We start from the raw sequence: 26027 nt of genomic DNA on the forward strand, positions 1-26027 counted from the left end.
AATTGTGGAATAGGTGGCGATCTGGTCGCGAACGGCTGATAGCTGGGTTCTTTGCATGTTGGCTGGCTTTCGCCGCGAAAGAGCCGAAGAATCGGCAGAAGACCGTTTGTCGGGGTTGTGGGGTGAACGGGGTTTTTCCGGAGAGTGTTCATATTTATGGCCACGGCGTGACGCCCGTCATTTTTTTCGAAATCGCCATAAATTTTTTGTTACCGACACCGGAAGCCACCCTTGGTCGGCTCAAGACTGGGCCGATTGCCGTCCTTGATGAGAAACATTACTATTCGCGACCTCATCTGCCTCCCTGACGACCCCGAACGTGTCCGGACACAAAGGCTTCCTCGACCACTACCATGAGCTGATCGGCACCTGGACGCGCAAGTTGCGCAGTCGTCAGCAGGCCGAGGACCTCACTCACGACGCTTTTGTCCGGGTTCTGGAAAACCCGAACGAGCAGGTCGAGCAGCCGCGTGCCTACCTGCACCAGACCGCCCGCAACATCGCCGTCGATGGCTTTCGCCGCGAGGACCGTCGCCAGGCACTGGAACTTGAGGCGTTCGCCGACGGCGCCGCCAATGGCAGCGATCCGGAGGCCTATGTGCATGCCCTGGAACTGGCCGACAGCGTCGAGCGGGCGCTGGCCGAGCTGCCGCTCAACTGCCGCCGGGTGTTCATCTGGCAGAAGCTCGAGGGCCTGACCCAGGCCGAGATCGCCGAGCGCATGGGTTTGACCAAGAACATGGTCGAAAAGTATATGATCCGCACGCTCCGACATCTGCGTGAGCACTGTCGGCCAGATGAGTCAGGAGACCCCATTGTTCAGACAGCACGCGCCCGACCCCGTGGGCGAGCAGGCGGCCAGCTGGTTCGCCCGGGCCCAGGAGGCGCCGCATGACAGCGCCGTGCAGCAGGCCTTGCAGGCCTGGCTGGCGCAGCACGATCGCCATCGTGAGGAATACCAGCGGCTGGTACAGTTGTGGCGCGCCGCCGATTTCATCCCTCGACAACGCCTCGAAGCGCTGTGCCAGCCCGAGCCGGTGCGCCAGCTTCCACGCCGCCGTCTGCTGCGCCAGGCCTTGGCGGCCGGTGTGGCGGTGGCCGCGCTGGGGCTGGGCTGGACAGGTTGGCAGTACCAGCAGCTCAACCATCAGGACACGTTGAGCACGGCCCTGGGCGAGCGGCGTCAGGTCGAACTGCCGGACGGATCACGACTGGAACTCAACAGTGCCACCCAGGTGCAGGTGATGTTCTCTTCGGGGCAACGCCATGTACGCCTGGGGGCGGGCGAGGCGATGTTCATCGTTGCCCACGACAGTGGCCGGCCTTTCGTGGTGAGCACCGCACAGGGTGAAGTCACCGTCACCGGCACCCGCTTCGATGTGCGCCAAGAGCCGACCAGCACTCGCGTGGCGGTGGAGCAGGGTTCGGTGAAGGTGCAGGGCGCAGCCGAGTCGCTGGCGCTGCTCGGTGCCGGGCAGGGTTCGCATATCGACGCCCAGGGCAAGGTCGCCGCACCCTATGCCATCGATGCCAACGCCGTGACCGCCTGGCGCCAGGGCAAGCTGGTGTTCGACAACGCGCCGTTGAGCGAGGTGGTGGCGGAAGTCTCCCGCTACCGCGCCCAGCCGCTGCATGTGGCACCCGGCAAGGCCGCCGCGCTGCGCCTGTCGAGCACCTTCAGCACTGACGACCCGGACGCGCTGCTGCGGGCGCTGCCGAGCATCCTGCCGGTGCAGGTGAAGACCCGTCCGGATGGCTCCAGCGAAATTGTTCTGAAATAAATTCAGGTTTTTTTCCGTTCGTTCGTCTTCCCCGCCAGCTGCAACTGCCAAGCATTTCCATTTGCATGCAGTTGGCGTTTATTCCGACTCTCAGGACCCCTCGAAGACGTGAACAACAATAAGCCCCTTCTCCAGCTGCGCCGCCTGGCGCTGGCCCTGGCGGTCAGCGCCGCCGCCGGCAACAGCTACGCCGACAGCATCCAGATCCAGGCCCAGCCATTGGCGGGCGCACTCAAGCAACTGGGCCAGCAGACCCACCTGCAGCTGTTCTTCAGCCCCGAACTGGTGGACGGCAAGCAGGCCCCGGCGGTGTCCGGCAACCTGGCGCCGGAGCAGGCCCTGCAGCAACTGCTGCAAGGCAGCGGGCTGACCTTCGAGCAGTCTGCGGACACCGTGGTGGTCAAGCCGGTCCAGGCCGCCGGCAGCCTGACCAGCGGCAGCCTGGAGCTGGCGCCCACCGATGTGAAAGTGGTCGGGGACTGGCTGGGCGACGCCCAGCAGAGCGTGGTGCAGAACCACCCCGGCGCCCGCACCGTGGTGCGCCGCGAAGCGATGGTGGAGAAGGGCACGATGAACGTGCGCGACGCCTTGCGCGGCATCCCCGGCGTGCAGGTGCAGGACTCCAACGGCACCGGCGGCAGCGACCTGTCGCTGAACGTCGGCGTGCGCGGCCTTACCTCGCGCCTGTCGCCGCGCTCGACCGTGCTGATCGACGGCATCCCGGCGGCCTTCGCCCCTTACGGCCAGCCGCAGCTGTCGATGGCGCCGATCTCCTCGGGCAACCTCGACAGCATCGACGTGGTGCGCGGCGCCGGTTCCGTGCGCTATGGCCCGCAGAACGTCGGCGGGGTGATCAACTTCGTGACCCGGGCGATTCCCGAGAAGGCCACCGGCGAGTTGTCCACCACCCTGGAGACTTCCCGCCATGGCGGCTGGAAGCACACCGAGTCGGCCTTCGTCGGCGGCACCGCCGACAACGGCATGGGCGTGGCGCTGCTGTACACCGGCGTGAACGGTGACGGCTATCGCAGCAGCAACAACGACAACGATATCGACGACGTGATGCTCAAGACCCACTGGGCGCCGACCGATGTCGACGAGTTCTGGCTCAACTTCCACTACTACGACGGCCGTGCCGACATGCCCGGCGGCCTGACCCAGGCCCAGTACGACCACGATCCCTACCAGTCGGTGCGTGACTACGACTACTTCAGTGGCCGGCGCAAGGACGTGTCGTTCAAGTGGTTGCGGCAGATCGACGACGCCACCCAGTTCGAGGTGCTGACCTACTACACCGACAGTTTCCGTGGCAGCGCCATCGCCGCGCGCGACATGAAGACCCTGTCGTCGTACCCGCGCAATTACCACACCTTCGCCATCGAACCACGCCTGTCGCGGATCTTCTTCGTCGGCCCGACCACCCAGGAAGTCAGCGTCGGCTATCGCTACCTCAAGGAAGCCATGCGCGAGCAGTCCACGCGCCTGGCCCTGGTCGACAACGTGCCCACCGTCACCCCGACCTCCGACGGCCATGTGTTCCAGGACCGCAGCGGCGGTACCGAGGCCAGCGCCTACTACATCGATGACAAGATCGACGTCGGCAACTGGACCATCACCCCGGGCATCCGCTTCGAGCACATCAACACCGACTGGCGCGATCGCCCGGTGATGGACGCCAACTATCGCCCGGTGCCGGAGAAGAACCGCAGCATCACCAGCAACGAGCCGCTGCCGGCGCTGAGCGTGATGTACCACATGTCCGACGCCTGGAAGCTGTTCGCCAACTACGAGACCTCGTTCGGCAGCCTGCAGTACTTCCAGCTGGGCCAGGGCGGTACCGGCAACAGCACGGCCAATGGCCTTGAGCCGGAGAAAGCCAAGACCTACGAAGTGGGTACGCGCTACGACAACGGCGGTTTTGCCGGTGAGCTGACCGCGTTCTACATCGACTTCGACGACGAGCTGCAGTACATCAGCAACGATGTCGGCTGGACCAACCTGGGGGCGACCAAGCACCAGGGTATCGAAGCCTCGGTACGCTACGACCTGGCCGGGCTCGACCCGCGCCTGGAAGGTCTGTCGGTCAATGGTGGCTATACCTATACCCGCGCTACCTATGAAGGGGAGATTCCCGGCTTCAAGGGCCGCGACCTGCCGTTCTACTCGCGCCAGGTGGCCACCGCCGGGCTGCGTTACGCCGTCAACCGCTGGACCTGGAACCTGGATGCCTACGCCCAATCCAAGCAGCGTGCGCCGGGGACCGGGATCAATGCCAACGGCAGTTTCAACGGTGACTACATCACCGAGCCGAGTGCTGACGGTCAGTATGGCGATATTCCGGGGTACGTGACCTGGCATGCCCGTGGCGGGTATGACTTCGGGCCGCAGCTGTCGAACCTGAAGCTGGCGGCAGGGGTGAAGAACCTCTTCGACAAGCAGTACTTCACCCGCTCCAGCGACAACAACGCCGGGATCTATGTGGGTGAGCCGCGCACGTTTTATGTGCAGGCCAGTGTAGGGTTCTGAATGGGACCGCTTTGCGGTCCTTTCGCGGCACAAGGCCGCTCCTACAGGAGATCGCATTCCTCTGTAGGAGCGGCCTTGTGCCGCGAAAGGGGCGCAAAGCGCCCCCGGCTTTCTATCAGGAGGCCACTGCTTCGGCAGGCGACACGATACTGGTCTTGCCACCTCGCGAGCGTCCAGAACTCAGGTACGCCGCAATCGACTCCTGCGTCACCTCCCCCAAAAACATCCCTTCGGCATCCAGCACCGGCAACCACGCCCGGTTGAACTCGTACATCCGCGACAGCAGGATGCGCAGGTGCTCGTCATGCGCCGCGGTGGCATTGAACGGCCGCAGGAAATCCCCGCACGTCCCCTGTTGGCGGTGCATGTCGCGCCGACGCACATAGCCCAGCGCCTTGTTCTGCCCATCGGTAACCACCACGTAGCGTCGGTCATGCTCGTCCAGCAGTTCCAGCGCGTCGTTCACCGGCGTTTGCGGGCTCACCGACGGCGCGTTGTCCGCGGCATCCTCGGCCCGCACCAGCAGCAGGCGCTTGAGCGTGCTGTCCTGGCCGACGAAGTTGCTGACGAAATCGTCCACGGGATGGGCTAGCAAGGTGTCCGGGTGATCCAGCTGCAGCAACTTGCCGGCGCGGAAGATGGCGATCTTGTCGCCCAGCTTGATCGCCTCGTCGATGTCATGGCTGACCATGATCACCGTCTTGTTCAGCGCCCGCTGCATCTCGAAGAACTCGTTCTGGATCATCTCGCGGTTGATCGGGTCGACCGCGCCGAACGGCTCGTCCATCAGCAGCACCGGCGCCTCGGCGGCCAGCGCGCGGATCACGCCGATACGCTGTTGCTGGCCGCCGGAGAGCTCGCGCGGGTAGCGCTGCAGGTACTGCTTGGGCTCGAGCTTGATCATGTGCATCAGCTCGCGGGCGCGGTCGTGGCATTTCTGCTTGTCCCAGCCGAGCAGGCGCGGGACCACGGTGATGTTCTCCTCGATGGTCATGTTCGGGAACAGGCCGATCTGCTGGATCACATAGCCGATATGACGACGCAGGGTTACCTCGTCCAGCGCGCTGGTGTCTTCGCCGTTGATGAACACCTGGCCCGAGGTCGGGGTGATCAGGCGGTTGATCATCTTCAGCGTGGTGCTCTTGCCGCAGCCCGAGGGGCCGAGGAACACGCAGATTTCGCCCTCGTTGACGGTGAGGCTTACCGCGTCGACGGCTTTGACGTCCTTGCCGTCGACGTTGAAGGTCTTGCTGAGGTTCTTCAGTTCGATCATGGGCGCAGTCCTTCCGGAGTCAGGGCACGTTGCAGGGTTTGCAGGAGCAGGTCGGCGATGATCGCCAGCAGGCTGACCAGCACGGCGCCGACCAGCAGCATCGACATGTCGCTGCGGCTGATGGCGGTGAGGATGAGCACGCCCAGGCCACCGGCGCCGATGGTCGCGGCGATGGTCATCACGCCGATGTTCATCACCACGGCGGTGCGCACGCCGGCCAGGATCACCGGCACGGCGATGGGCAGCTCGACCATGCGCAGGCGCTGGCCGAAGGTCATGCCGATGCCGCGGGCGGCCTCGCGAATGCCCGGCTCGACGTTGGTCAGGGCCAGGTAGGTGTTGCGCAGGATCGGCAGCAGTGAATAAAGGAACACGGCGGTGATCGCCGGCAGCGGCCCCAGGCCCTGGCCGAACTTCGAGTAGAACGGCAGCAGCAGGCCGAACAGGGCGATCGAGGGGATGGTCAGCAGCACCGTGGCACTGGCTTGCAGGGGGCCGGCGAACACCGGGAAGCGGGTCATCAGGATGCCCAGCGGCACACCGACGACGATGGCCAGGCCCACGGCGATGCCGACCAGGGTGACGTGCTGCCCGGTCAGTTGCAGGACTTGCGCCCAGTCGAGGTGGGCAAAGGTGTCGAGCAGGTTCATGGTTGTACCTCGCCGAGTGAATGCTCACGCAGGAATGTCGCGGCGACCACGGTCGGGCTCTGGTGTTCGACATCGACCTGGGCGTTGAGCTTGCGCATGGTCTGATCGTCGAGCTCATTGGCCAATGGCTCGAGCAGGGTGGCCAGTCGTGGGTGGGCGTCGAGCACCGCCTTGCGCAGCACGGGCGCCGCGGTGTAGTCGGGGAAATAGTGCTTGTCGTCTTCCAGCAGCTTGAGGTCGAAGGCGTCCAGGCGCCCGTCGGTGGTGTAGACCAGGCCGGCGAACACCTGGTTGTTGCGCATCGCCGTGTAGACCAGGCCGCCATCCATCTGGCGGATGTTGCGCCGGTCCAAGGGCAGCCCGTACATCTCGCGCAGGCCGACCAGGCCATCGGGGCGGTTGGCGAATTCGGTGTCCAGGGCCACCAGGTGGTTGCGGGCGGGCTCGTCACGCAGCACCTGGTTGAGATCGCTGATGGTGTTGACCTGCGGGTAGGCCGCGGCGACCTGCCTGGGCAGCCCCAGTGCGTAGGTGTTGCTGAACTTCGACGGAGCCAGCCAGACCAGTCCTTTCTTCGCATCGAGTGCCTTGACCCGGGCATAGGTGGCCTCGGCGCTGGGCACGCGCTCGTCGATATGGTTGTAGGACACCAGCGAGACCCCGGTGTATTCCCACATCAGGTCGAGCTGACCGGTTTCCTGGGCCTGGCGGGCGATGTTGCTGCCTAGACCGGCGGTCACCCGCACGTCGAAGCCGTTGGCGCGCAGGTACTGGGCGGTGATTTCGGCGAGCACGGTCTGTTCGGTGAACACCCGGGCGCCGATGCGGATCAGCGGTTTGTCCGCTGCCTGGGCAAAGACTGCGCATAGCAGGGCCGCGCCCAGCAACAGGGCGATTGTCTTCTTCATGGTTTCCCTCTCGTTATCGGGCCAGGCCACGTTCCAGCCAGCGCTTGCTGGAGAAACTCACCAGCGCATCGAGCGCCAGGGCGAGCAGCGCGGTGCACGCGGCGCCCAGCAACAGCTGCGGCTGGTTGTTCAGGGCGATGCCGGGGAAGATCAGGCTGCCCAGGCTGTTGGCGCCGATCAAAAACGCCAGCGGCGCGGTACCGACGTTCAGCGCCAGGGCCACGCGCACGCCGCCGACGATGATCGGCACGGCATTGGGCAGTTCCACCTGCCACAGCTGCTGGCGCGGGGTCATGCCGATGCCTGTGGCGGCTTCCTTGAGCGAGGCGGGGACGTTTTTCAGGCCCTCGTAGGTATTGCGCACAATGGGCAGCAGGGAGGCGAGGAACAGCGCGAAGATTGCGGGACCTGCGCCGATGCCCAGGATACTCAGGGCGATGGCCAGGACGGCCAGGGGAGGGATGGTGTTGCCAACGTTGAAGAACTGCATGAAGCGCTCGGCCTTGTCGACCCGGTGCGGTCGACTCAGGGCAATGCCGGCGGGGATGCCCACGGCCAGCGCCGCCGCCATCGAAGCCAGCACCAGGACCAGGTGCGCTTGCAGGTAGAACCCAAGATCGTCGCGGTAGCGGGCGATCGTGTCGATGCCGATCCAGTGGACCAGCAGGGCCAGGATGACGAGCACGGCGGCCCATCCCAACAGCCCTTTTCCGTAGCGTGCAGCCACAGGCGGACTCCTTTTTTATAGTCGGCGATCACACCCCCGTGCGGCCGGCCATTCCTGGCGGCGGGCAGCGTGGTCGCGAGCAGCAGCCCGATGCGCGGCATCAGGCCATGAGCCGAACCCCGTCGGGCTCGTGAAGCAGGTGAAACCAGCCCTGAACCGAAGCGGGTTGCAGGGGAGTGGACGTCTCCGTGGAGGGAAAGGTTCCCATCTGGGGCGGCGTTTGGCCAGTGTTAATCACTGGAAAGATGGAAAAGCATCGAGAGAAAATTTCGGATTCATGCGCTCTGGGCGTTGAAAAAACTGCTTTGTAGCCATTTGTCGTGACCAGGCTAACGCTTGAGCGATCACGGGCCTTTTCGCGGGTAAACCCGCTCCCACAGGATCCCCGCAGTCTTTGAGTCTTGTGCAACTCCTGTGGGAGCGGGTTTACCCGCGAAGAGGCCGGAACAGGTGCATTGGCTTCAGCAGATTTTGGCCCATGCCCCGACTTCAGGTATGATATCGCCCCTTTTTGAATCCCCAGTCAGGCGATTTCCCATGACCAACCAGGCCGCCGAAGTCGCGAAGCGCCGCACTTTCGCAATCATTTCCCACCCCGACGCCGGTAAGACCACCATCACCGAGAAGCTCCTGCTGATGGGCAAGGCGATCTCCGTCGCGGGTACCGTGAAGTCGCGCAAGTCCGACCGCCACGCCACCTCCGACTGGATGGAAATGGAGAAGCAGCGCGGCATCTCCATCACCACCTCGGTGATGCAGTTCCCCTACCGCGAGCACATGATCAACCTGCTCGACACCCCCGGTCACGAGGACTTCTCGGAAGATACCTACCGCACCCTGACCGCGGTGGACTCGGCGCTGATGGTGCTCGACGGTGGTAAGGGTGTAGAGCCGCGCACCATCGCCCTGATGGACGTCTGCCGCCTGCGCGACACGCCGATCGTCAGCTTCATCAACAAACTCGACCGTGACATCCGCGACCCGATCGAACTGCTCGACGAGATCGAGGCGGTCCTGAAAATCAAGGCCGCGCCGATCACCTGGCCGATCGGTTGCTACCGCGACTTCAAGGGTGTGTACCACCTCACCGGCGACTACATCGTCGTCTACACCCCGGGCCACGGCCACGAGCGCACCGAAGCCAAGATCATCCAGAACCTCGATTCCGACGAGGCCCGCGCGCACCTGGGCGACCAGTATGATTCCTTCGTCGAGCAACTGGAGCTGGTGCAGGGTGCCTGCCACGAGTTCAACCAGGACGAATTCATCAACGGCCAGCTGACTCCGGTGTTCTTCGGTACCGCCCTGGGCAACTTCGGTGTCGACCATGTGCTCGACGCGGTCGTCGACTGGGCGCCGCGCCCGCTGGGCCGGGTGGCCCATGAGCGTACCGTGGAGCCCGTGGAAGAGAAGTTCACCGGCTTCGTGTTCAAGATCCAGGCGAACATGGACCCGAAACACCGCGACCGCATCGCCTTCATGCGCATCTGCTCGGGCAAGTACGAGAAGGGCATGAAGATGCGCCATGTGCGGATCAACAAGGACCTGCGCATCGGCGATGCGCTGACCTTCTTTTCCTCCGAGCGCGAGCAGCTGGAAGAGGCCTATGCCGGCGACATCATCGGCCTGCACAACCACGGCACCATCCAGATCGGCGACACCTTCACCGAAGGCGAGGCACTGGGCTTCACCGGTATCCCGCACTTCGCCCCGGAGCTGTTCCGCCGCGTGCGCCTGAAGGACCCGCTGAAATCCAAGCAGCTGCGCCAGGGCCTGCAGCAGCTGGCCGAAGAGGGCGCGACTCAGGTGTTCTTCCCTGAGCGCAGCAACGACATCATCCTTGGCGCGGTCGGTGTGCTGCAGTTCGATGTGGTCGCCAGCCGCCTGAAGGAAGAGTACAAGGTCGAGTGCGCCTACGAGCCGATCACCGTCTGGTCGGCGCGCTGGATCAGCTGCGACGACAAGAAGAAGCTCGAGGAATTCCAGAACAAGGCCATGGAGAACCTGGCCATCGACGGCGGCGGTCACCTGACCTACCTGGCCCCGACCCGGGTCAACCTGTCGCTGATGGAAGAGCGCTGGCCGGACATCAAGTTCCGCGCGACTCGCGAGCATCACTGATTCTGAAGGCCTGCACTTGACCCTGTAGGAGCGGCCTTGTGCCGCGAAAGGGCCGCAAAGCGGCCCCAGCGATCTTTGATTAACATTGAATCCTGGGGCCGCTACGCAGCCCTTTCGCGGCACAAGGCCGCTCCTACAGGGGCCGCATAATACCCGCAATCAATTCCCCGCTTTTATGCTGGTCCAGATCCGCGTCCTGATGCGATCGATCTTCGCCGGCATCGCCTCCAGCGCATACAACTTGCCCATCACATCCGCGCTCGGGTAGATCATCGTGTTGCCCTTCATCGCCGGGTCCACCAGCGCGTCCGCCTGCTGGTTGCCATTGGCGTACTGCACGAAGTTGCTGATGTTCGCCATCACCTCCGGCTGCAACAGATAGTTCATATACGCGTACCCGGCTTTCTCATTGGGCGCATCGGCCGGCATGGCGACCATGTCGAACCACATCGGCGCGCCTTCCTTCGGGATCGAGTAGCCCACCTTCACCCCGTTCTTCGCCTCCTCGGCGCGGTTCTTCGCCTGCAGCACGTCTCCCGAGAAGCCCACCACCAGGCACACGTCGCCATTGGCCAGGTCGCCGGTGTACTTCGAGGAGTGGAAGTAGCTGATGTACGGTCGCACCTTCATCAGCAACGCCTTGGCCTTGTCGTAGTCCGCCGGGTTCTGGCTGTGGTGCGGCAGGCCCAGGTAGTGCAGGGCGATCGGTAGCAGCTCGGGGCCGTTGTCCAGCACCGCCACGCCGCAGCTCTTGAGCTTGGAGAGGTATTCGGGCTTGAAGAACAGGTCCCACGAATCGATGGGCGCGTTGTCGCCGAGCACCGCCTTGACCTTGTCGATGTTGTAGCCGATGCCGGTGCTGCCCCACAGGTAGGGGAAGCCGTACTGGTTGCCCGGGTCGTTCACCTCCAGCGCCTTGAGCAGCACCGGGTTGAGGTTCTTCCAGTTCGGCAGCTGCGACTTGTCCAGTTTCTTCAGGGCCTTGCCCTGGATCTGCCGGGCCATGAAGTGGTTGGAAGGGAACACCACGTCGTAGCCGGAGTGGCCGGTCATCAGCTTGCCGTCGAGTGTCTCGTTGCTGTCGAACACATCGTAGGTGGGCACGATGCCGGTGGTTTGCTGGAAGCTCTTCAGGGTGTCCGGGGCGATGTAGCTCGACCAGTTGTAGATCTTCACCGAGTCGGCGGCGCCGGCAACGCTTGCGGCCAGCATCAGGGGAGCGAGAAGGAGCGTGCGCATGTCGGGGTTACCTTGCTTTGTCTGTTGTTATCGAAGGCAGGCGATCAGCGGATCAGAAAATCAGGACGTAGGTCTTGCGCACGGTCTCCTGGATATCCCAGGTGCCGAGGCTGTTGGCCGGTAGCATCAGGGCGTCTCCGGCTTCTATGAGTAGCGGCTCGCCGCCGTCTGGGGTGAAGGTGCAGCGGCCCTTGATGAAGTGGCAGAACTCCTGTTGCACGATCTGCCGCCGCCAGCGCCCCGGGGTGCACTCCCAGATCCCGGTCTCGACGCCGTCATTGCGTTCGACGCAAGTGACCGAGGTGACCGCGACCGGCTCGCCGAGGGGCACGGCGACCGGGGTGGAACTGTCCAGGATGACGCTGTCGGTGTGCTTGAACTGGGTGATGCTCATGACCGGTGGATCCTGTGTGGTGATGAAGGGAAGTCAGTGCATGAAGCCTTCCATGAAGTCGGCCAACCCGCTGGCCAGGCGCCGCCGCCAGGGGGCGCTGGCTGGGTTGGCGAGGGTCCGGTCCTCGTGGACGAAACTCTGGATGATCGCGTTGTAGCCCAGCCAGCGGCAGGGCTCCGGTGGCCAGCTGGCCAGGCTCGACAGTGGGCGGTTGTCGTGCACCCAGGGCTGGGCGGTGAGCGCGTTGTGCTGGCCAAGGATCAGTGCCGCCAGGGTGCGTCCGCCCAGGTTGGTGGCGCCGACGCCTTCGCCGCCGTAGCCGCCGGACAGGGCGATGCCGCGTTGGCGATCGCACAGCATGTGCGGGCGGAAGCGCCGGGCCATGCCCAGGTTGCCGCCCCAGGAGTGGGTGATGCGCACATGCTTGAGCTGCGGGAACAGTTCGCCGAACAGGTAGCGGCGCAGCTCGATCTCGTTGTCGGTGAGGGTGAAGTCCTCGCGCAAGCGACCACCGAAGCGGTAGCCGCCGCGGGCGCCGAACACCAGGCGGTTGTCGGCGCTGCGCTGGCCATAGGTGACCTGGCGGCTGTTTTCGCTGAAGGCCTGGCCCTGGCTCAGGCCGATCTGTTCCCAGGTCGACTCGGGCAGCGGTTCGGTGGCCACCAGCAGGCTCTGCACCGGCAACTGGTGCCGCCCGAGGGGGGGCAGGCTGGCGGCGTAGCCTTCGACGGCCGGCACCACCCAGTGGCTGCGGATGCGTGCCAGCGGGGTGCGCACTTCGCCGGTCTGCCAGTCGACGGCCGGGGTGTTCTCGTAGATCGGCACGCCCATGGCTTCGACCGTCCGCGCCAGGCCGCGCACCAATCTGGCCGGTTGGATCGTGGCCACATGCGGGCTGTAGAGGGCGCCGTAGGGGTTGCTCACCTTCAACTGGGCATCCAGCTGTTCGGGGCGCAGCCAGCGGTAGTCGTCTTCGTTCATGCCCTGGCGGTAGAGGTCATCGAGCCAGGCGCGCAGGCTGCGCTCCTGTTCCGGGTAGCGAGCGGCGCAGTACAGCACCCCGCCCTTGCGGTAGTCGCAGGCGATGCCTTCGCGCAGCAGCACGTCGTGGACTTCGTCGGGGATGCCGTGCAGCAGGTCGATGCTTTCACGCCGCTGCTGCGGGGAGAGCGTGGCTAGCAGGCGATCCTCACCCAGCAGGTTGCCCATCAGCCAGCCGCCGTTGCGCCCGGAGGCACCGAAGCCGGCGATGTTGGCCTCGATCACGGCGATGTTCAGCTGCGGTGCCTGGCGCTTGAGGTAGTAGGCGGTCCACAGGCCGGTGTAGCCGGCACCGATGATGCACACATCGACATCGAGGTCCTGGCGCAGGGCCGGGCGCGCGCACAGGGGCTCGTCGAGCTGGTCCATCCACAGGCTGATCGTGCGCAGGGGTTGCATCGGGTCGGGCTCCACATCCGGTCAAGGTCTGTGGACGATCCTAGTGAAGCGCGAGGTGGGCTGTCTTACGTGCGTGCACGCAGGGAAATTTGCTTGAGGTAGGCCTTGGGCGACAGGCCGGTGTGCTCGCGAAAGCACTTGTAGAAGGCCGACAGCGAGTTGAAGCCTGCGTTGAACGCCAGTTCGTCGATGGGCGTGCGGGCACTGCCGGCGCCGAGGCTGGCCATCAGGTGTTGCAGGCGTGCCTGGTTGACGTAGCGGTAGAAGCTCTGGCCGAGCACCTGGTTGAGCAGGTAGGAGATCTGGTTGCGGCTGTAGCCGCTTTCGTCGGCGACCTGCTGCAGGTCGAGTTCCGGGTCGAGATAGGGGCGTTGGGCCTGGAAGTAATGCTCCAGGTCCTGGGCCATGGTCGACAGCTGGCGCGGTGACAGGCCCAAGCGGCTGGTGGCCGGACGCGGGCCGCCCGGCAGCCTGGCGTTGCCGCCCTGGCGTACCAGGGTGGCGTATTCGTTGACCCGCCAGATCAGCCCGTCCCTGACCGTGATCGCTTCGCTGGACTGGAACGCCACCAGCCCCTCGCCACCCTGGACCGTGACCTGGTACTGGATGAACGCGGTGCAGCCGTCGACGCGGATGCGGTCGCTGTGGACGATGTCCTCGCCGGCTTCATGGGGCAGGCAGGCGCGCACGTAGTCACGCAGCTCGTCGAAGCCGAGCACGCGGTTCTGGAAGAAGTCGTGGTACTGGATGTCCGGGTGGTAGAGCGCCATCACCCCGTCCAGGTCGCGATGCTTCCAGCACAGGTGGTAGCGCATGACGGTGTCGGCGGTGAGCGGGGTCTGCCCGGGGCCGTCGGGGAGGGGAGTGGCGGTCATGGGCTCGATAGTGCATTGCAGAAAACCCAGGCGCAAGGCCACGGATCCGGCATTTTGCACGGTTTTCCGGAGCAGTTAACGGCTAAGGGCTTGATTCGTATGAATGTAATTTTTTGATACGGCTGGCATGGGGGCTGCACTTCTTTTGATCAACACCGAACGAGGAGAACGGCCATGCGCTCGATACTGCTGTGGATGATTGGGGTGCCGATTCCGGTGATCATCCTGATCTGGTTCTTTATGCATTGAGATCACTGGGGCCGCTTTGCGGCCCTTTCGCGGCACAAGGCCGCTCCTACAGGCGGTTGCGTTCCCCTGTAGGAGCGGCCTTGTGCCGCGAAAGGGCTGCGAAGCAGCCCCAGCTATCTAGAGGAACTGCTCGGCATAGTGGCAAGCCACCTGCCGCGTACTCACCTGCCGCAACGCCGGCACTTCCTTCGCGCAACGCTCGGTGGCATACGGGCAGCGTTTGTGGAACGCGCAGCCATCCGGCGGATTCAACGGGTTGGGAAGCTCACCGGCAATGCGGATCTTCGGCTTCAGCGGATCCGGATGGATCGCCGGGGTCGCCGACAACAGCGCCTGCGTGTACGGGTGCAGCGGCTTGTCGTAGATATCCTCCTTCGGCCCCATCTCCGCCGGCCGCCCCAGGTACATCACCAGCACTTGGTCGGCCACATGGCGTACCACCGCCAGGTTGTGGGAGATGAACACGTAGGCGGTGTTGAACTCCTTCTGCAGGTCCATGAACAGGTTCAGCACCTGAGCCTGGATCGACACGTCTAGGGCCGAGGTCGGCTCGTCGGCCACCAGCACCTTGGGTTGCAGCATCATCGCCCGGGCCAGGGCGATACGCTGGCGCTGGCCGCCGGAGAACATGTGCGGGTAGCGCTGGTAGTGCTCGGGGCGCAGGCCCACCTGCTCCATCATCTTCTGCACTTTCTCGCGGCGCTCGGTCTTGCTCAACGAGGTGTTGATCAGCAGCGGCTCGGCGAGCTGGTCGCCGATCTTCTGCCGTGGATTGAGCGAGGCGTAGGGGCTCTGGAACACCATCTGCACGTCGCGGCGCAGTTGCTTGCGCTGGTCCTTGCTGGCGCCCTTGACCTCATGGCCGGCGATCTGCAGCGAGCCGGAGGAGGGTTCCTCGATCAGGGTCAGGGCCCGGGCCAGGGTCGACTTGCCGCAGCCGGACTCACCGACCACGGCCAGGGTCTTGCCGGCCTCCAGTTCGAACGACACGCCATTGAGCGCGCGGACCAGCGCATGGCCCTTGAACATGCCGCGGGAGACTTCGTAGTGGCGGGTCAGCTCACGAGCGGAAAGAACGACGGCCATCACGCCACCTCCTGGTTCAGCGGATAGAAGCAACGCACCAGGCTGTGGGCCTGGGGATCGAGGGCCGGGCGCTGCCGGCGGCAGTTTTCCTGCACATAGGGGCAGCGCGGCGACAGCAGGCAGCCCTGCGGACGGTCATAGCGGCCGGGGACGATGCCGGGCAGGGTGGCCAGGCGCTCGGCGCCGATGCTGTGCTCGGGGATGGCCGCCAGCAGCGCTTCGCTGTACGGGTGGGCGGGGATGTCGAACAGCTCCGGCACCTGGCCGACTTCGACGGCCTGGCCCGCGTACATCACGCACACGCGCTTGGCGGTCTCGGCGACCACGGCCAGGTCGTGGGTGATGAGAATGAGCGCCATGTTGCGCTCTTTCTGCAGGTTGACCAGCAGCTCCATGATCTGCGCCTGGATGGTCACGTCCAGGGCCGTGGTCGGTTCGTCGGCGATCAGCAGCTTCGGTTCGCCGGCGATGGCCATGGCGATTGCCACGCGCTGGCTCATGCCGCCGGACAGCTGGTGCGGGTAGGCGTCCAGGCGGCTTTCGGCGGCCGGGATCTCGACCTTCTTCAGCAGTTCCAGGGCACGCTGGCGCGCGGCCTTGCCTTTCAGGCCAAGGTGCTGGCGCAGCACTTCCTCGATCTGGTAGCCCACGGTGTAGCTGGGGTTGAGCGCGGTCATCGGGTCCTGGAAGACCATGGCGATGTCCTTGCCCACCACCTTGCGGCGCTGACGGCCGCTGAGCTTGAGCATGTCGATGCCGTCGAAATTGAGCACGTCGGCGGTGATGCGCCCGGGGGCGTCGATCAGGCCCATCAGGGCCATCATGGTGACCGACTTGCCGGAGCCGGACTCGCCGACGATGGCGAGGATCTCGCCGGCGTCCACGCTCAGCTCGAGTCCGTCCACCACGGGCACGGCATTGGCGTCGCCGAAGCGCACGTTCAGGTTGTTGATCTGCAACAGTGACATGGCGTTCTCCTCAGGCGGCGTTCTTGAGTTTCGGGTCCAGCGCGTCGCGCAGGCCGTCGCCCATCAGGTTGATTGCCAGCACACTGAGCAGGATGGTCAGGCCAGGCAGGCTCACCACCCACCAGGCGCGCTCGATGTAGTCGCGGGCCGAGGCCAGCATGGTGCCCCACTCGGGGGTCGGTGGCTGGACGCCGAGGCCGAGGAAGCCCAGGGCGGCGGCGTCGAGGATCGCCGAGGAGAAGCTCAGGGTGGCCTGGACGATCAGCGGCGCCATGCAGTTGGGCAGCACGGTGACGAACATCAGGCGTGGCAGGCCGGCGCCGGCCAGGCGCGCGGCGGTGACGTAGTCGCGGTTCAGCTCGCCCATCACCGCGGCGCGGGTCAGGCGCACGTAGGAGGGCAGCGAGACGATGGCGATGGCGATCACCGTGTTGATCAGGCCAGGGCCGAGGATGGCGACGATGGCCACGGCCAGCAGCAGCGACGGCAGGGCCAGCATCACGTCCATCAGGCGCATGATCGAGGGGCCGAGGATCTGCGGGAAGAAGCCGGCCAGCAGGCCCAGCAGGATACCCGGTATCAGCGACATCACCACCGACGACAGGCCGATCAGCAGCGACAGGCGGGCGCCCTGGATCAGGCGCGAGAGCAGGTCGCGGCCCAGTTCGTCGGTGCCGAGGATGAACTGCCAGGTGCCGCCTTCGAGCCACACCGGCGGGGTGAGCAGGAAATCGCGGTACTGCTCGCTGGGATTGTGCGGCGCGACCCAGGGGGCGAACAGGGCGCAGAACACCACTAGGCACATGAAGGCCAGGCCGGCCACCGCGCCCTTGTTGCGCGAGAAGGCCTGCCAGAACTCTTTGTACGGCGAGGGGTAGAGCAAGCTTTGGTCAACCACGCTGGGCGGGGTGACGGATTTCGGAATCGGGCTGGTCATGGCGGAGTCCTCAGCGCTGATGACGGATGCGTGGGTTGGCCAGGCCGTAGAGGATGTCCACGACGAAGTTGACCAGGATCACCAGGCAGGCGATCAACAGGATGCCGTTCTGGACCACGGGGTAGTCACGGGCACCGATGGCCTCGATCAGCCATTTGCCGATGCCCGGCCAGGAGAAGATGGTTTCGGTGAGCACGGCGCCGGCCAGCAGCGTGCCGACCTGCAGCCCGAACACGGTCAGTACCGGGATCAGCGCGTTGCGCAGGCCGTGGATGAACACCACGCGCGACGGCGACAGGCCCTTGGCGCGGGCGGTACGGATGTAGTCCTCGCGCAGCACTTCGAGCATCGACGAACGGGTCATGCGGGCGATCACCGCCAGCGGGATGGTACCCAGCACGATGGCCGGCAGGATCAGGTGCATCACCGCGTCCTTGAACGCGCCTTCCTCGTCGCTGAGCAGGGTGTCGATGAGCATGAAGCCGGTTTTCGGCTCGATGTCGTAGAGCAGGTCGATGCGCCCGGAGACCGGCGTCCAGCCCAGGCTTACCGAGAAGAACATGATCAGGATCAGGCCCCACCAGAAGATCGGCATCGAGTAGCCGGCCAGCGAGATGCCCATCACCCCGTGGTCGAACAGCGAGCCGCGCTTGAGCGCGGCGATCACCCCGGCCAGCAGGCCGATGACCCCGGCGAACAGCAGGGCGGCCATGGCCAGCTCCAGCGTTGCCGGGAACAGGGTGAGGAATTCGTTCCATACGCTTTCACGGGTGCGCAGGGATTCGCCGAGGTCGCCCTGGGCGAGCTTGCCGACATAGTCCAGGTACTGGGCCGGCAGCGGCTTGTTCAGGCCCAGGCGCTCCATGGCCTGGGCGTGCATTTCGGGGTCGACCCGGCGTTCGCCCATCATCACTTCGACCGGGTCGCCGGGGATCAGGCGTATGAGCGCGAAGGTCAGCAGGGTGATACCGAAGAACGTCGGGATCAGCAGACCCAGGCGTCGGGCAATAAAACTCAACATTGTCAGGGGTACCTCATCAGCCGGTAACGGCAGTGCCGCCGGGGCCTCTTGCACAAGGTCCGGCGGCTGTTGTTGTTCTACTTCACCTTGGTGGTGGCGAAGTTGTTGTTGGTCAGTGGGTTGATCACATAGCCTTCGACGTTCTCGCGCATGGCGGTGAACATTTTCGGGTGGGCCATGCTGATCCACGGCTGGTCTTCATCGTACACCGCCAAAGCCTCGTTATAGAGCTTGGCGCGTTCGTCGTTGTCGATCACTTCGCGGGCGCGGGTGATCAGGTCCTGGAATTTCTGGTTGCACCAGCGTGCATAGTTCTCGCCGCTCTTGACCGCATCGCAGCTGAGCATCGGCGTGAGGAAGTTGTCCGGGTCGCCGTTGTCGCCGGCCCAGCCCGCCGACACCAGGTCGGCCTCGCCCTTCTTGGCGCGACGCAGCATCTCGGCCCATTCCATCACGCGGATGTCGAGCTTGATGCCGATCTTGGCCAGGTCGGACTGGAGCATTTCGGCCGACAGGCGGGGGTTGGGGTTGGTCGGGCCGCCGCCGTTGCGGGTGAACAGGGTGATCACCGTGCCTTCCGGCACGCCGGCTTCCTTGAGCAGGGCGCGGGCCTTGTCGAGGTCGTGGGGCGGGTTCTTGTTGTCGGTGTTGTAGCCGATCATGGTCGGCGGGTACGGGTTGACGCCCGGCAGCGCGTTGCCCTTGCCGAACAGCTGGTCGACGTGGGTCTGGCGGTCGAAGGCCATGTTGATCGCCTTGCGCACGCGCACGTCGCTCAGGTACTTGTGCTGGGTGTTCATCGAGATGTAGCCGGTGACCAGCGCCTCGATCTCGGCGACCTTGAGTTTCGGATCGGTCTTGATGCCCGGCACGTCGTCAGGCTTGGGATACAGGGCGATCTGGCACTCGTTGGCGCGCAGTTTCTGCAGGCGCACGTTGCTGTCGGTGGCGATGGCGAAGATCAGCCCGTCGGCCGGCGGCTTGCCGCGGAAGTAGTCCGGGTTGGCCTTGTAGCGAACCTGGGCATCCTTGCTGTAGCGCTGGAACACGAACGGGCCGGTGCCGACCGGCTTGCTGTTGAGGTCGGAGGTCTTGCCGGTCTTGAGCAGCTGGTCGCCGTACTCGGCGGAGTAGATCGAGGTGAAGGCCATGGCCAGGTCGCGCAGGAAGGGCGCTTCCGGGCGGGTCAGGGTGATCACCACGGTGTGGTCGTCGGTCTTCTCGACCGACTTGAGCAGGTCCTTGAAGGCCATGCTCTCGAAATAGGGGTAGCCGACGCTGGTCTTGTCGTGCCACGGGTGGTCTTTCTTCAGCTGGCGGTTCAGGCTCCACAGCACGTCATCGGCGTTGAAGTCGCGGGTCGGGGTGAAGTAGTCGGTGGTGTGGAACTTGACGCCTTCGCGCAGATGGAAGGTATACACCAGCCCGTCGGGGCTGACTTCCCAGCTCGTGGCCAGGGCCGGCTGGATCTCGGTGGTGCCGGGCTTGAAGTCGACCAGGCGGTTGAAGATGGCCTCGGCCGTGGCGTCGGCGGTGACGGCGGTGGTGTACTGGACGATGTCGAAGCCTTCCGGGCTGGCTTCGGTGCACACCACCAGCGGCTTGGCCGCCAGATTCGATGCGGCGCCCAGGATGACGGCTGCCAAGGCAGCACGTAGCGGTAGCATTTTCATGGAACCTCCCTGCAGTGCTAGTTCCAGCGTAGCCGCCACGGCCCGTGGGGAGTCGGGCCGTGGCGCCAACGGTCAGAGGATGTTGAACGGAATGGTGGTGACGACGCGGAACTCGTCGAGGCTGCCGTCGCTCTGTGCCTTGCTCGCACGGTGGGCGGTATAGGTGGCGCGGATGGTGGTGTCCTTCAGCATGCCGCTCTGTACCGCGTAGCTGGTGCCGATGCCCCACTCGTAGTGGTTCTCGCCGTCCTGGCCACGGACGTCATAGGCGGTGCCCTTGTAGTGGGTACCGTCGATGTCCCAGCCGCGGGCGTTGTAGACGTTGAACTTCAGGCCCGGCACGCCATACGGCGCCATGTTCAGCACATAGCTGATCTGCAGGGATTTTTCGTTCGGGCCGTTGAAGTCCGACAGCAGGGAGTTGGCCAGGTAGATGCCGTTGGTTTCGTGCAGGTAGTCGAAGTACTCGTTGCCGTTGACCTGCTGCCAGGAGGCGGTGAGGGTGTGGGCCTGGTGGGTCAGGCCGAACGACAGGCTGTAGGTGTCGTTGTCGATCTCGCCCATCTTCTTGCTGCCTTCGTCCACGGTCTTGTAGTAGTTCAGACCGGTGGTCAGGCTCAGCACCGCGCTGTCACCCAGCACGTGGTTGGCGCCGAAGTAGTACTGGTTCCAGAAGTCCTCGACCTTGGTGGCGTAGAGGCTGGTGGTCAGGCTCTTGAGCGGCTGGTAGTTGATGCCGACGGTGCTGGCGCGGTCGGTTTCCCTGCCGTTGCCGTATTCGCTGCGGAACTTGCTCAGGCTCTGCTCGGTACGCGGCGAGACGCGGTCGAAGGTACCCACGTCGAACGACAGGTTCTCGAACTCGGCGCTGTGCAGGAACGCGCCCTGGAAGCTCGAAGGCAGCGCACGGTTGCCGATATAGGCGATCATCGGCGTGTCCACCGACTGGCGGCCCACGGTCAGCGTGGTGTTGGAGATGCGCGCCTTGACGTTGCCCAGGCCCATCTTGCTCCACTGGCCGATCGGATCGCCGTCGCTGTGGGTCAGCGTACGGTTGTTCGGGCCGGCCACGGCGGCGCGGCCCTGCTCGAGGGCGATGGCGTTGTAGGCCGCGGCCTCGACGGCGAAGCCCACGGTGCCTTCGGTGAAGCCCGAACTGTAGTTGAGGATGGTGCCCTGGACCCAGTTGTCACGGCTGTGGGTGTCGTGGCGGCTGCCGTCGCTCTTGGTGTACTTCCACAGCGGCGCGCGGGTGGCGCGTTCGCGGGCGTACCAGTTGCGGGTGCTGCCAGACAGGCTCTGGCCATCGATGAAGCCCTTGGCCTCGGCCTGCTCACTGCTGGACTTGAGCGCGATCGGCACGAAGTCCTGGCTCATCGGTTCGGCCTGGGCGAGGGCGCAGAAGGCGCCCACGGACAAGGCCAGTGCGGTGGTGGTGGTACGAATCAACATGAAAGCTCCCTGATATTTTTTTAGTTATCACCCGACCTCGTGGGCCGGGCTTGTCACGGTGACGCGGTACTGCAGTGTCTGCCTTGGGGTTGCCAGGCAAATCCGGGCTGCACGCGGACGCGGGAGTGGGTCGCACCCCCGGCCGGGCGATACAGGGTCAATCGATGCTGACGCCGGAGAAAACGTTGCGTCCGAAGGGGCTGACCTTGAAGTCTTTCACGCTGATGCTCAGCGGCTGGTTGACCGTGGAGTGCGCGACCGGGGTGATCGGCACCTGTTGCTTGAGGCGTTGCTGGGCTTGTTCGTAGAGGCTGGTGCGCTGGTCGCGATCGGTGACCTGCTTGGCTTTCTTGACCAGGGCGTCGTACTGCGTGTCGCACCACAGCGAGTAGTTGTTGCTGCCGATGGCGTCGCAACTGAACAGCGTGCCCAGCCAGTTGTCCGGGTCGCCGTTGTCGCCGGTCCAGCCGATCAGGGCGATATCGTGCTCGCCGTTCTTCATGCGCTTGAGGTATTCACCCCACTCGTAGCTGACGATGCGCACCTTGAAGCCGAGCTTGCTCCAGTCGGACTGGAGCATTTCGGCCATCAGCTTGGCATTGGGGTTGTAGGGGCGCTGCACCGGCATGGCCCACAGGGTGATCTCGGTGCCTTCCTTGACCCCGGCCTGCTTGAGCAGCTGCTTGGCTTTTTCAGGATCGAAGGGCGCGTCCTTGATCGACTTGTCGTAGGACCACTGGGTCGGCGGCATGGCGTTCGACGCGGCTTGGCCGGCGTCCTGGTAGACCGCCTCGATGATGGCTTTCTTGTTCACCGCCATGTCCATGGCCTGACGCACTTCCAGCCGGTCGAACGGCGGGTGCTGGGTGTTGTAGGCGATGTAGCCGAGGTTGAAGCCGGGCTGGGTCATCACCTGCAGCTTGCCGTCGCCCTTGAGCGCTGGTAGGTCGGCCGGGCGTGGATGCAGGGTGATCTGGCACTCGTTGCGGCGCAGCTTCTGGATGCGCACCGACGGGTCGACGTTGATGGAGAACACCAGGTTGTCGATCTTCACCCGGTCCGGCGCCCAGTAGTCCTTGTTGCCCTTGAAGCGGATCTGCGAATCCTTCTGGTAGCGCTGGAACACGAACGGGCCGGTGCCGATGGGCTTCTGGTTGATGTCGCTGGCCTTGCCGCCGGCCAGCAGGTGCTCGGCATACTCGGCGGAGAGGATCGAGGCGAAGGCCATGGCGATGTTCTGCAGGAACGCGGCGTCGACCTTGTTGAGGGTGAAGACCACGGTCAGCGGGTCGGTCTTCTCGACCTTGGCGATGTTCTTGTCCAGGCCCATGCTGATGAAGTACGGGAACTCGGTGGGGTAGGCCTGGCGGAAGGGATGGTTCTTGTCGAGCATGCGGTTGAAGGTGAACAGCACGTCGTCGGCGTTGAAGTCGCGGGTGGGCTTGAAGTCCTTGTTGGCATGGAACTTCACCCCGGGGCGCAGGTGGAAGGTGTACTTCAGGCCGTCCTCGGACACCTGCCAGTCGGTGGCCAGGCCCGGCTGCACGGCGGTGCCGCCACGCTCGAACTCGACCAGGCGGTTGTAGATCGGCTCGGCGGCGTCGTTGTCGGTGGCCGCGGTGTACTGTGCGGTGTCGAAGCCCGCCGGGCTGCCCTCGGAGCAGAACACCAGGTTGTTGGCGAGGCTCGTCGGTGCCTGGCTCAGCAGGCCGAGGGCAAGCAGGGTGGAACACAGTGTGGTCAGGCGCATGGCAGATCCTTTGTCCGTCTTTTTCGGGCCGCGACAGGCAAAACGCGGCTGCAACATCCCGGTCCTGACGATAGGTGCGCCAGAATGTGGGAGCCAGGGTTCGCTACTGATTTGGGTGCGGGAGCGTTCCGGCGAGCGTGAGGGAATTGCCCTACGTATCGCCCGGTCGTGTCATCGTCCCGCCGGCAAGCCCGGCGGGACGATCACGGCCGTTACTTGCTCACGCTGACCCCGTAGAAGGAGTTCAGGCCGAAGGGGCTGATCTTGAAGTCCTTCACGGACGTGCTCATTGGCTGATACACGGTGGAGTGGGCGATCGGGGTGATCGGCACCTGCTCCTTGAGGATGTGTTGCGCCTGCTTGTACAGCTCGGTGCGCTTGGCCTGGTCGGGGGTGGCCTTGGCCTGCTTGATCAGGTCGTCGTAGGGCTTGAAGCACCACTTGGAGAAGTTGTTGCCGCTCATGGCGTCGCAGCTGTACAGGGTGCCGAGCCAGTTGTCCGGGTCACCGTTGTCGCCGCTCCAGCCGATCAGCATGGCACCTTGCTCGCCGCCCTTGGAACGCTTGATGTACTCGCCCCATTCGTAGCTGACGATCTTGGCCTTGATGCCGACCTTGGCCCAGTCGGACTGGAGCATTTCGGCCATCAGCTTGGCGTTGGGGTTGTACGGGCGCTGCACGGGCATGGCCCACAGGGTGATCTCGGTGCCTTCCTTGACGCCGGCCTCCTTGAGCAGCTGCTTGGCTTTCTCAGGATCGTACTTGGCGTCCTTGATCGTGGTGTCGTAGGACCACTGGGTCGGCGGCATGGCGTTGACCGCCAGCTGGCCGGCGCCCTGGTACACCGACTCGATGATCTGCTGCTTGTTGACGGCCATGTCCAGCGCTTCGCGCACCTTGAGTTGCGACAGCGGGTTGGCGTCGTTGCTGCCCTTGACCTTGTCCATCACGTTGTAGGCGATGTAGCCGAGGTTGAAGCCGGCCTGTTCAGGCATCTGCAGCTTCTTGTCTTCCTGCAGCGGCTTGATGTCGGCCGGGCGCGGGAACAGGGTGACCTGGCATTCGTTCTTCTTGAGCTTCTGCATGCGCACCGAGGCGTCGGTGCTGATGGCGAAGATCAGGTTGTCGATCTTGACGTCTTCGGGCTTCCAGTAGTCCTTGTTGCCCTTGTAGCGGATCTGCGCGTCCTTCTGGTACTTGCTGAACACGAACGGGCCGGTGCCGATCGGCTTCTGGTTGATATCGGCGGCCTTGCCCTGCTTGAGCAACTGATCGGCGTACTCGGCGGACTGGATCGAGGCGAAGCTCATGGCCAGGTTCTGGATGAACGCGGCGTCGACGTCGTTGAGGGTGAACTTCACGGTGTGCTCGTCGACCTTCTCGAGCTTGGCGATGTTCTTGTCCATGCCCATGTCGGTGAAGTACGGGAATTCGGTGGGGTAGGCCTTGCGGAAGGGGTGGTCCTTGTCGAGCATGCGGTTGAAGGTGAACAGCACGTCATCGGCGTTGAACGCACGGGTTGGCTTGAAGTACTCGGTGGTATGGAACTTCACGCCTTCGCGCAGGTGGAAGGTGTAGGTCTTGCCGTCATCGGAAACCTCCCATTGGGTAGCCAGGCCCGGAATGACCTTGGTACCGCCGCGCTCGAACTGGGTCAGGCGGTTGAACATGGTTTCGGCGGAGGCGTCAAAGTCGGTCCCGGTGGTGTACTGGCCAGGGTCGAAACCGGCCGGGCTGCCTTCGGAGCAGAACACCAGATTGGTCGCGGCGTGGGCGAACGGTGCGCCGGCTAGCAAGCCTGCGCCAACCAGGAACGGAATGACTGCGTGTTTGAGCATGGTGGCCTCATTGTTGTCATTTTTCGAATTGAGGCGGCCTCGTGAGCCGACCTGCGGATACTTATGCAGGGGGTGTTCCCAATGCAACACTCAGCGGGATGGTTGGCGCCAAAATAGTGGTACGGACGTACATGGATGTCGCATCCATATAACTTTGGCGAATGTTGATCGTTTGCGCGGGAGAAAAGGGCGAAAATTACAAGATATTTCGCCCTTTATGTGACAAGCAGACGCACCCGTTTGGTGCGTAGGAAAGGTCTGAAACTGCTGTCCGAGACGCTTTACGCGACTCGGACATCCAGTTGGAGGGTTCAGGGGACCTGGACTTCGATCAGGCCATCGGCACTCATGCTGACTTCGCTGGTGCCCGCCTCGATATCCGGTGCCGGTGCGGCCTCGTCGGCGGCGCCCTTGGCCATCATCGCCATCGGTGCGCTACGCAGGTACGGACGTGGGTAGCCGCTGCTGTTGAGGTTCAGGCTGACCACCTTGTAGCCTTTGCCGCCGAGGGCCTCGGTGGCCAGCTGGGCGCGGGCCTTGAAGGCGGCGACGGCGTCCTTGAGCAGCTCGTCCTCATTGGACTTGCGCGTGGCCGGGGCGATGGAGAAGTCCATGCCGCCCATTTTCAGATCCTGCAGCAGCTCGCCGGTGAGCTTGGACAGGGCCGGGAAGTCGGCGCCTTCCAGGCGCAGCTCGGCGCGCTCGCGCCAGCCGGTGATCTTCTGGCCCTTGGTGTCGTAGATCGGGTAGCTGTTGCGGCTGCCCTGGCTGATCTTCACATCCTTGACCTGGCGGGCCTGCTGCACGGCCTTGTTCATGGTCTCGGTGATCTCCTTGGCGAGCTTGCCCGGGTCGCTGTTCTGGGCTTCGCTGTACAGCGTCACGACCATCAGGTCGCGCGCCACTTCCTTGCTGACTTCGGCGCGCAGCGACACCTGGTTGTAGCGAGGCTCATCGGCCGCCAGGGCCGGCAGGCTGGCGAGCATGCCGCAGGACAGGGCAACGGCGGCGGCGCCGCGACGGGAAATGTGCATGTGGAGCTCCTTGGCAAGGTAAGGCGTGGATGAGGACATCCGTTCCACGCATGGCCGATCAGACCGGCAACAGTGTAGTGGGTTC

General features: G+C 64.4%; 20 protein-coding genes and 1 pseudogene. 4 read left to right on the top strand and 17 right to left on the bottom strand.

All coding sequences use genetic code 11. The features are described from left to right. Positions 1–319 precede the first annotated feature (319 nt). The 3 genes and pseudogenes from K2O50_RS04615 to K2O50_RS04625 form a co-directional block, all read left to right on the top strand. A pseudogene (locus tag K2O50_RS04615) lies at positions 320–787 on the top strand (sigma-70 family RNA polymerase sigma factor); the annotation flags it as partial. 10 nt (positions 788–797) lie between these two features. After that, positions 798–1781, top strand: a complete 984-nt coding sequence (locus tag K2O50_RS04620) for a FecR family protein (RefSeq protein WP_050704057.1) — start codon at positions 798–800, stop codon at positions 1779–1781. A gap of 108 nt (positions 1782–1889) precedes the next feature. Beyond that, positions 1890–4307: a TonB-dependent siderophore receptor gene (locus K2O50_RS04625; RefSeq protein ID WP_050704058.1), complete on the top strand. Its 2418-nt coding sequence runs from the start codon at positions 1890–1892 to the stop codon at positions 4305–4307. A 115-nt stretch (positions 4308–4422) separates the two neighbouring features. On the opposite strand, the gene K2O50_RS04630 is transcribed toward K2O50_RS04625, so the two are convergent. From K2O50_RS04630 to K2O50_RS04645, 4 genes are read right to left on the bottom strand one after another with little or no spacing between them, the layout of a single operon-like run. Beyond that, complete coding sequence (locus K2O50_RS04630) at positions 4423–5580, bottom strand: betaine/proline/choline family ABC transporter ATP-binding protein (RefSeq protein WP_050704059.1); 1158 nt, start codon at positions 5578–5580, stop codon at positions 4423–4425. Next, a complete protein-coding gene (locus K2O50_RS04635; RefSeq protein WP_050704060.1) occupies positions 5577–6230 on the bottom strand; it encodes an ABC transporter permease in 654 nt (217 codons plus the stop codon). The genes K2O50_RS04630 and K2O50_RS04635 overlap by 4 nt, the downstream gene beginning before the upstream one ends. Beyond that, on the bottom strand, positions 6227–7138 hold the full coding sequence (locus K2O50_RS04640; RefSeq protein ID WP_050704061.1) for a glycine betaine ABC transporter substrate-binding protein: 912 nt from the start codon (positions 7136–7138) through the stop codon (positions 6227–6229). Before K2O50_RS04640 ends, K2O50_RS04635 begins: the two co-directional genes overlap by 4 nt. Before the next feature lie 13 nt (positions 7139–7151). Then, complete coding sequence (locus K2O50_RS04645) at positions 7152–7865, bottom strand: ABC transporter permease (RefSeq protein WP_028689613.1); 714 nt, start codon at positions 7863–7865, stop codon at positions 7152–7154. 537 nt (positions 7866–8402) lie between these two features. Between K2O50_RS04645 and K2O50_RS04650 the strand changes: the two genes are divergently transcribed. Then, entirely contained in the window at positions 8403–9986 is a 1584-nt protein-coding gene (locus tag K2O50_RS04650) for a peptide chain release factor 3 (RefSeq protein ID WP_028689614.1), read from the top strand. Positions 9987–10145: 159 nt separating this feature from the next. Here K2O50_RS04650 and K2O50_RS04655 read toward each other — a convergent pair whose 3' ends face one another. From K2O50_RS04655 to K2O50_RS04715, 13 genes are all read right to left on the bottom strand, one after another. Further along, a complete protein-coding gene (locus tag K2O50_RS04655) occupies positions 10146–11225 on the bottom strand; it encodes a polyamine ABC transporter substrate-binding protein (protein ID WP_050704062.1) in 1080 nt (359 codons plus the stop codon). A gap of 52 nt (positions 11226–11277) precedes the next feature. Then, a complete protein-coding gene (locus tag K2O50_RS04660; protein ID WP_050704063.1) occupies positions 11278–11619 on the bottom strand; it encodes a cupin domain-containing protein in 342 nt (113 codons plus the stop codon). 33 nt (positions 11620–11652) lie between these two features. Continuing rightward, the gene (locus K2O50_RS04665) at positions 11653–13059 is read right to left on the bottom strand and encodes an FAD-binding oxidoreductase (RefSeq protein ID WP_050704064.1); all 1407 of its coding nucleotides are present in this window, start codon (positions 13057–13059) and stop codon (positions 11653–11655) included. Positions 13060–13124: 65 nt separating this feature from the next. Beyond that, positions 13125–13934, bottom strand: coding sequence for a nuclear transport factor 2 family protein (locus K2O50_RS04670; protein WP_050704065.1), 810 nt, complete (start codon positions 13932–13934; stop codon positions 13125–13127). Positions 13935–14300: 366 nt separating this feature from the next. Then, positions 14301–15269: a peptide ABC transporter ATP-binding protein gene (locus K2O50_RS04675; RefSeq protein WP_050704066.1), complete on the bottom strand. Its 969-nt coding sequence runs from the start codon at positions 15267–15269 to the stop codon at positions 14301–14303. Next, entirely contained in the window at positions 15269–16237 is a 969-nt protein-coding gene (locus tag K2O50_RS04680; RefSeq protein WP_028689621.1) for an ABC transporter ATP-binding protein, read from the bottom strand. The genes K2O50_RS04675 and K2O50_RS04680 overlap by 1 nt, the downstream gene beginning before the upstream one ends. Positions 16238–16247: 10 nt before the next feature. Next, entirely contained in the window at positions 16248–17174 is a 927-nt protein-coding gene (locus K2O50_RS04685; protein WP_046854276.1) for an ABC transporter permease subunit, read from the bottom strand. Between the two features lie 10 nt (positions 17175–17184). Then, positions 17185–18195, bottom strand: a complete 1011-nt coding sequence (locus K2O50_RS04690) for an ABC transporter permease subunit (RefSeq protein ID WP_028689623.1) — start codon at positions 18193–18195, stop codon at positions 17185–17187. Between the two features lie 77 nt (positions 18196–18272). Beyond that, a complete protein-coding gene (locus K2O50_RS04695) occupies positions 18273–19868 on the bottom strand; it encodes an ABC transporter substrate-binding protein (RefSeq protein WP_050704067.1) in 1596 nt (531 codons plus the stop codon). A gap of 72 nt (positions 19869–19940) precedes the next feature. Continuing rightward, positions 19941–21320: an OprD family porin gene (locus K2O50_RS04700; RefSeq protein ID WP_050704068.1), complete on the bottom strand. Its 1380-nt coding sequence runs from the start codon at positions 21318–21320 to the stop codon at positions 19941–19943. Positions 21321–21477: 157 nt separating this feature from the next. Beyond that, positions 21478–23070, bottom strand: coding sequence for an ABC transporter substrate-binding protein (locus K2O50_RS04705; protein ID WP_050704069.1), 1593 nt, complete (start codon positions 23068–23070; stop codon positions 21478–21480). Positions 23071–23282: 212 nt separating this feature from the next. Beyond that, a complete protein-coding gene (locus tag K2O50_RS04710) occupies positions 23283–24908 on the bottom strand; it encodes an ABC transporter substrate-binding protein (RefSeq protein ID WP_050704070.1) in 1626 nt (541 codons plus the stop codon). Between the two features lie 311 nt (positions 24909–25219). Beyond that, positions 25220–25942 (bottom strand): SIMPL domain-containing protein, encoded by a 723-nt coding sequence (locus K2O50_RS04715; protein WP_050704071.1) that lies wholly within the window; start codon positions 25940–25942, stop codon positions 25220–25222. Between the last annotated feature and the right edge of the window lie 85 nt (positions 25943–26027).

The sequence above is a fragment of the Pseudomonas sp. 2hn genome (assembly GCF_019646095.1).
Taxonomy (GTDB): domain Bacteria; phylum Pseudomonadota; class Gammaproteobacteria; order Pseudomonadales; family Pseudomonadaceae; genus Aquipseudomonas; species Aquipseudomonas peradeniyensis.